This is a genomic window from Corallococcus sp. RDP092CA (genome assembly GCF_041903675.1).
Lineage (GTDB): Bacteria > Myxococcota > Myxococcia > Myxococcales > Myxococcaceae > Corallococcus.
The window spans coordinates 214708-222016 of the sequence record NZ_JAYESI010000012.1; the positions used below are offsets into that span (position 1 = coordinate 214708).

Annotated in this window: 3 protein-coding genes and 1 pseudogene; all 4 read right to left on the reverse strand. The window is 77.0% G+C overall.

Going from position 1 to position 7309, the window contains the following annotated elements; translation table 11 throughout:
• Positions 1 to 58 precede the first annotated feature (58 nt).
• The gene (gene ddpX / locus U8525_RS16055; RefSeq protein WP_374266500.1) at positions 59 to 727 is read right to left on the reverse strand and encodes a D-alanyl-D-alanine dipeptidase; all 669 of its coding nucleotides are present in this window, start codon (positions 725 to 727) and stop codon (positions 59 to 61) included.
• On the reverse strand, positions 727 to 1422 hold the full coding sequence (queC, locus tag U8525_RS16060; RefSeq protein ID WP_374266502.1) for a 7-cyano-7-deazaguanine synthase QueC: 696 nt from the start codon (positions 1420 to 1422) through the stop codon (positions 727 to 729). The genes ddpX and queC overlap by 1 nt, the downstream gene beginning before the upstream one ends.
• Positions 1423 to 1479: 57 nt before the next feature.
• The gene (locus U8525_RS16065; protein ID WP_374266504.1) at positions 1480 to 2088 is read right to left on the reverse strand and encodes a hypothetical protein; all 609 of its coding nucleotides are present in this window, start codon (positions 2086 to 2088) and stop codon (positions 1480 to 1482) included.
• Positions 2089 to 2101: 13 nt separating this feature from the next.
• Positions 2102 to 7309, reverse strand: a pseudogene (locus U8525_RS16070) (flagellar hook-length control protein FliK); the annotation flags it as partial.

Below are 7309 nucleotides of genomic sequence, written 5' to 3' on the forward strand. Positions count from 1 at the left end.
CAACGCGCAGTCCATGACGCAACCGCGCGAAACCACTGGGCAGCCAGGCGAGCAGGCGTCACCCGGCCGGGGTGAAGGGCACGTCCAGCACCGGCAATTTCGTAGCGCCGGGCAGGTCGTAGTGCCACCACTCCATCCGGTTGCGCTGGAAGCCGGCGCCCTCCATGGCCTTGCGCAGCACCTCGCGGTGTTCGCGCGAGGCGGGGGTGCCGCCGGTGTAGCCGTGGTGCGCCGCGGGGGTGAAGTCGTCGAAGGGGGTGGGCATCTCCACCGCCTCGCCGTCCTTCGTCACCAGGGTCAGGTCCACCGCCCCGCCCCGGTTGTGGTTGGAGCCCTTGCGCGGGTCCGCCACGTAGCCGGGCTTGGGCATGAGCTTCCACATCTCATACTGCACCGCGCGCGGCCGGTAGCAGTCGTACACCTTCAGCCGGTAGCCCTGGGCCCGCAGCGCCTCCGCGGCCTGCGTCAGGCGCTTCACCGAGTCCGGCAACAGCAGACACCGCGCGCCGTCCGGGTACACCTGCCGCTTGAGGAAGTTGTCCTTCGTCGCGTAGCGCAGGTCCAGCACCAGGTCCGGGATGACGGTGGCCGCGTCCACCAGCTCCACCTTCGGCGCGGCGGGCTTCGGCGTCGACGCGGGCTTCGCGGCCGGCTTCGCGTCCTCCGCGAGGGCCGGTGCGCCTCCGAGCAGCGCCAGGGTCAGCGTGAGGCCCGCCGCGGCGCGCATCAGCGCACCCCGTCCGCGTAGACGGTGGGGTCCGGCACGCCCGCCTCCTGGAAGCCCCTGGCGCGCAGGAGGCAGCTGTCGCAGCGGCCACACGCGCGCCCCTGGGCGTCCGGGTCGTAGCAGGAGTGCGTCATCCCGTAGTCCACGCCCAGCTTCACGCCGGCCTGGATGATCTGCGCCTTGGTGAGGCCGGACAGCGGCGCGTGCACCTTGAAGGTCGCGCCCTCCACGCCCGCCTTGGTGGCCAGCTGGGCCATGGACTCGAAGGAGCGGATGAACTCCGGGCGGCAGTCCGGGTAGCCGCTGTAGTCCACCGCGTTGACGCCGATGTAGAGGTCCGTGGCGCCCACCACCTCCGCCAGCCCCAGCGCCATGGAGAGGAACAGCGCGTTGCGCGCGGGCACGTAGGTCACGGGGACGTCGTGGGACATGGCGTCCTCCGAGCGGTCCTTGGGCACCGGGATGTCGTCCGTGAGGGCGGAGCCGCCCACCTGCCGCAGGTCCACCGTCACCACGCGCACGTCGCGCACGCCCATGGCGGCCGCGACCTTCCGGGCCCGCTCCAGCTCCACCGCGTGGCGCTGTCCGTAGGCGATGGACAGGCACACCGGCTCGAAGCCGTCCGCCTTCGCCATCGCCAGGCACGTCGTTGAGTCCAGGCCTCCGGACAGGAGCACCACCGCACGCTTCGCCATTCCATCCTCCACTTCGGGGCGGCGCACGTTACACGACGGAGACAGGCCCCGGGTGTTTCAGTCGATGCGGTCGCCGCTCACCGTGTACACGGTGGTGCAGGTGGACGGGTTGCAATTGCACGCCGCGCCCTTGCCCGGCAGGAAGACGTCCTGGAGCGTGCCGCACGCGAGCGACACGTCGTAGCCGTTCTCCGTGGGCGCGGGGATGTCGCCCTCGGGCACGCCGCCATCCAGGAGGGTGCAGTCGCGCGCCACGTTGCGCGCCTGGCTGTCGCTCAGGAGCAGCACGTTCAGCGCTTCCTCGATTTCAGGGTCCTCGCAGCCCGAGCCGCACGAGTCGCGGCGCGCGATGGCGCGGTGGGTGGAGGACACGCTCTGGCCGGTGTAGCCCGCGTCGCGCGAGAAGCCCTGCACGGTGAAGAAGCCCGTGCCCGCGTCGGTGTCGCGGGAGAAGGTGCCCTCGAAGGAGAAGGTGCCCGCGTCGTCCAGCTGCGCGAAGTCGCGCGAGCCCGCGTCGCACGTGGTGCGCGCCGCGTCCAGCTTCGCCTGGAAGCGGAACGTCCCCACCACTTGGTTGCCCGGGTAGACAGGGTCGGAGAAACAGCCCACCGCCACGGCCACCACCACCGCGGGGAAGAGCGCCACTGCCAGTCGCTTCAGGTGCATGACGCGCTCCAGGTTAGGCGTCCAGCGACGCCAGGGCCACTTGGCGGAAGGCCTCGCTGCGGGAGAGCACCGCCCCCACCTCCACGCCCGCCGGGTCACCGCCGCGCACGTCCGGGTCCAGCCGCGCCAGCACGCGCCCCGCCGCCAGCGACGCGGGCATCGCGCGCCAGGCCGCCACCGCCGCGGCCTCCCACGCCAGCACCGCGCCGGGGCGGGTCAGCTCCACGCCCTCGGCCCCCAGCGCCAGCGCCAGCGCGCACAGCCAGCCCAGCTCCACCGCGCCGAAGCAGCCGAGCGCGCCCGCGCCCAGCACCAGCGCGTCCGGCGCCGTGAGGTACGCCTCCACGCCACCGCGAGGATCCACGGACACGCGCACGCCCTCCGCGCCCAGCGACTCCAGCACCGGCTTCAGCGCGACGTGCAGCCGCGCGAGGCTCGCCTCCGTCACCGGCACCAGGCCGGCCGGCTCCGGGTGCTGGAAGTCCCGCGCGGGGCGCTCCAGGCGGGACACGGGGGCGCGCGGCGCGGGGGCGTCGCTGCCGACGAGCGCGGCGCCGATGCCGTCCGTGCGCTCCGCCTCCGGGCGCCCCACGGCGTGCAGCGCCTCCGCGTACAGCGTCCAGCCGTCCACGTCCGGCCACTTCTCCCGCAGCAGCGCGGGCCAGAAGCGCACCGCGAGCACCGCGCCGTCCGGGGACGGAGAGAGGCGCTCGGTCACCCACCGCGTCAGCGCGGGCGTGAGCTGCTTCGCGTCCGCGAGCCGCTCCGCCAGCCGCACCGCAGGGCCCACGAGCTGCGCGTCCAGGTAGCCGCGCAGGATGACCTCCAGCTCCGCGGGGTCCCGCGTGAGGCGCTCGCGCAGCCGCAGCGCCTCGCCCACCAGGCCGCGCGCCTCGGCGAACTTCACGCGGCGGGCCAGCCGCTCGTCCGTGTCCGCGAGCTGCTCCAGCTGCGTGGCCGCCTCGGCCCAGCGCTGCCGTGCCTCGAAGGCGTCCGCCAGGCGCTCGCGGTGCGGCGCCCACGCGTCGGGGCCCGCGAGCCTCGCGAGGGTGTCCGCCAGCGTGAGGAACACCGGGGCCTCGCGCGCCTCGTCCACCAGCGCGAGCAGCGCCTGCACGGCGGCGAGGTTGTCCGCGTCGTCGGAGAGGGCCGCCTCGAAGGCCTCGCGCGCCTCGGCGGGCTGGGCCAGCGGGCCCTGGAGCAGCTCACCGCGCTCCAGGTGCAGCAGCGCGCGCGCCTTCGCGTCGCTCGTGTCCCGGGCGATGAGCGCCAGCGTGCGCTCCGCGGGCTCCAGGTGGCCCAGCGCGCGCTCCAGGGCGTAGCGCTCGCGCAGCAGCCCCTCGCGGCGCGCGGGCCAGCCGTCCGCGGCGAAGGCCAGCGACTCCAGCCGCGCCTTCTCCGGCAGCGCGCGCACGCGCGTGAGCACCGCCTCCGCCAGGGCCTCCGGCTCCAGGCCCAGCTCCGGCAACAGGAGCATCAGGCGCGCGGCGAGGCCAGGCTCACCGCCCAGCTCCTCCAGGGCGCGCAGGCGCGCGAAGGTCGGGGCCGAGCGGGCGCGCAGCACCTCGTCGCGCAGCGCCACGGCGAAGGCGGGGTCCCGGTCGTAGGAGACCGCCGCCAGCTCCAGCAGGCCCTCCCACTCCACGTCCTCGCGCAGCCCGTCCGCCAGCGCGGCGGCGTGGGCGGGGTCCGCGTCCGGCAGCGCGACCAGGGCCCAGAGGGCCACGCGCGTGCGGGGCACGTCGCCCGCCTGCGCGGCCATGGCCAGCGCGTCGGTGTACTCGCCCGCGGCCATGGCGGGCGCGAAGCCCACGTCCAGGGCGCGCGCGAAGGCGCCCAGGCGGGCGAAGCGCTCGGCCAGCTCCGACGCGGACAGCATGTCCGGCGCGTCGGTGGCGATGCGCTCGACGACCTCCAGCGCCTCGCCCATCTCGCCCGCCTTCTCCCAGAGGCCGGCGGCCTCCAGCAGCAGCGGCGGACGCTCCTCCGGGGTGGCGAGCCTCGCGGCCTGGAGCAGCGCGCGGGCCGCGCGGGGCGCGTCTCCGGAGGCGCGGTGCAGGTGCGCGACGAGCAGCGCGGCGCGCAGGTCCGGCTCCGTGGCGACGGCGGCCTTCGCGGCCTTCAGCGCGTCTTCCAGCAGGCCCGCCTTCTCGAAGGCGCGCGCGGCGGCCACCAGCAGCGACACCCGCTGCTCGCCCGACGCCAGCTCCGCGCGAGCCACGCGGACCTCGGCGCGGCGCGCGTGCGCCTCCCCGAGCAGCGGCTCCAGGGCCTCCAGCGCGTCCGCGTAGCCGGCGCCGGAGGGGCCCCGCGCCACCACGACCTCCAGCGCGTCGCGCGCGGCGTCCTCGCGGCCGGCGTCCTTCGCCAGCCCCGCGAGCTCCAGCCGGAGCACCGCGGCCTCGTCCGCGTCGTCCGTGAGGGGGATCAGCCGCTCCAGCGCGGCGAGCAGCTCCGCGGACGCCTTGCGCGCGCGCAGGCCCTCCACCAGCGCGCGCAGGGCGGCCGGGTTCTCCGGGTCCGCCTCCGCCGCGCGGCGCGTGAGGGCCCAGGCCGTGTCCGCGTCCGACAGCGACTCGTTCGCCACGGACGCGGCGGCGAGCAGCAGCTCCGCGGCGCGCGAGCCTCCCGCGGCCTCCGCGCCCGCCTCGTAGATGCCCAGCAGGTCGCCGTGGCGGCCCAGGGCGCGCAGGCCCTCCACCGCGCGGTCGATGACGCCCGCGTCCGCCGGGCGCAGCCGGGCCAGGGGGACCAGCGCGTCGATGGCCTCGCGCGGGTCGTCGAACAGGTCGGCCGCGCGGCGCAGCAGCACCTCCTCCGTCGCCGCGTCCTGCGCCCTGCGCGCCAGCTGCAACGACGCCCGGTACAGGCCGGGGCCGTTGCCCGTGCGCGAGTGCACCTCCGCGAGCAGCGACAGCGCCTCCCCGCCGCGCGCGCCCTCCGGCTCCAGCGACACCACCGCCTCGAAGGCGTCCGCCGCGTCGTGGAACGCGCCCGACGCGAGCGACGCGTGCCCCAGGCGCAGCCACGTGCGCACGCGCACCGGCACCGGCAGCGCGTCGCCGCCCAGCGCCAGCACCCGGCGGTCATACGGCTGCGCGGCGGCGGGCCCCCCGCCCTGGGCGGCCAGGTCGGCGCGCGCGCAGAGGGCGTCCACGTCACCGCCCGCGCGGCCCAGGTAGTCGTCGAAGGCCTCCGCGGCCTTGAGCGCTTCGCCCGCGTCCAGCAGGCGCTGGGCCCGCTCGCGCAGCAGGGGCAGCGCCTCCGAGGGAGACACGGCCTCCGCGCGCTGGCCCAGCAGGTCCGCCAGCCGGCGCACGTCTCCGGCGGCGCGCTCGCGCACGTGCTGGAAGGCCTCCGCGTTGGCGGGGTCCAGCTCGAAGGCCCGGTCCTCGCAGAGGATGGCGCGCTCGCGGGCCCCCTCTTCGCGGAAGGCGCGCGCGGCGGCGAGGTAGCTCGCGGCGGCCTCGGCGGGCGGCTGGCGCTCGGCGCGGCGGAGCATCAGCTCGGCCAGGGCCTGGCGCTCGCCGCTCTCCTCCAGGAAGGCGCGGTGGCGTGAGAAGACGGGCTCCCGGAACGGATCCGCCTCCAGGAGGATGGCGTCGAACTCCGCGGCGTCCGCGGGGCGGCGCACCTGGTGCAGCAGCTCCGCCGCCTGCGCGGTCAGGTCCAGGTCGTCCGGCTTCGCGGCGCGCGCGGCGATGAGCGCCGCGGCGGCGGCCTCCGGCTTGTTCGCGCGGTCGCGGTAGAGGATCGCGGCCTGCAGGAGCAGCGCGGCGTGACGGTCGGCGTCCAGCTCCGACTCCGCGCACTCCTCGTACCAGGCGGCCAGCTCCGCGAGCCGGCCGTCGCGCTCCAGCAGCTCCGCGAGCAGGCGCTCGGCCTCCGTGAGCCACCGGTCCTGCCGCAGCGCCTGGCGCAGGAAGCCCTCCGCCTTCGGCGCGTCCGCCAGCTCCCCCAGGTGCAGGCGCGCCAGGCGCAGCAGCACCGCCGCGCCCTCGCGCGTGCCCGTCATCCGGGGCAGCGCGCGCTCCCACCAGCGCGCCTCGGCGGCGGCGTCGTCGCGGCGCTCGGCCAGGGCCGCGCCCATGCGCGCGGTGTCCAGCTCCGCGGCGAGCCCGAAGGCGCGCTCCAGCGAGGCCTCGGCCGCGTTCAGGTCCAGCTTCACGTCGCGCAGGAGCTCCGCGCGGCGCCGCTCGCACGCGGCGGCCTCCGCGTCGCGGCCCCCCTCGGCGAGCAGGTCGCGGGCGCTGGCGAGCGCGCGCAGCGCTTCGTCCACGCGCCCCATCGACTCGGCGAGCCGGGCCTCCTCGTCGTAGGCCGCGAGCGCGGCGTCCACGTCCCCCGCCTGGAGGCTGAGCGCGGCCACGGGCTGGAGCTCCGCCAGCAGCTCCGACGTGCGGCCCGTCTCGCGGAAGAGCGCGACGAGCCGACGGCGCAGCGGCAGGGGCTCCCGCGCCATCTTCGCCGCGTGCGACAGCAGGGACGCCGCGATGCCCGCGTCCGCCAGCGCCTCGCGCGCCAGCTCCGCCAGCGACACCAGCCTCGCGACGGTGTCCTCGGACGGCGCCAGCACCCGCGCGTGGGCGACGCGCACCTCGAAGGCGCCGCGCGGGTCGTCGCGCTCCAGCAGCGCGGCGAGCCGCTCCACGGCGCGCTCGCACAGCGGACGCTGCGCGAGGAGGTACCGGTACGCGGCCACCGCGCGCTTCGCGTCGCCGGCCTGCTCCGCCAGGTCGCCCAGGCGCAGGCTCGTGGCCTCCGCCGCCTCCGGGGCCGCGCGGAAGTCCGCCGCCTGGACCAGGGCCTCCTGCAGCGGCAGGGCCTCGCGCACCGCGCCGCGCAGGTAGAGCAGGTCCGCCAGCGTGGCCAGGTCCTCGCCCTTCGCGGGCACCCGCTCATGCGCGCGACGCGCCAGGGCCAGCGCCCGGTCCAGCTCCTGGGCCTGCCGCGCGTAGGTGACGCCCTCGCGCAACAGCGCCGCGGCCTCGGCGGCCTCGGCGTCCGCCGCCGCGGCCTCCAGCAGGCCCGCGGCCTCCAGCAGCTCGCCGCGGCCCGCCACCAGCGACACCAGCCGGCGGCGCACCGCCGCGTCCGCCGGGGCCAGCCGCAGCGCCTGGCGCAGCGCGGCCTCGGCGGGCGCGCCCTGGCCCAGCCGGTCGAGGTAGAGGCTCGCCAGCTCCGAGTACAGCGACGCTGCGGCGGCGGGCGGCGCGTGGGG

Bases quoted from the DNA above. Each gene is read 5' to 3' on its own strand.
- ddpX (WP_374266500.1), bottom strand. From the start codon at position 727: ATGCGCGCCGCGGCGGGCCTCACGCTGACCCTGGCGCTGCTCGGAGGC.
- queC (WP_374266502.1), bottom strand. From the start codon at position 1,422: ATGGCGAAGCGTGCGGTGGTGCTCCTGTCCGGAGGCCTGGACTCAACG.
- U8525_RS16065 (WP_374266504.1), bottom strand. From the start codon at position 2,088: ATGCACCTGAAGCGACTGGCAGTGGCGCTCTTCCCCGCGGTGGTGGTG.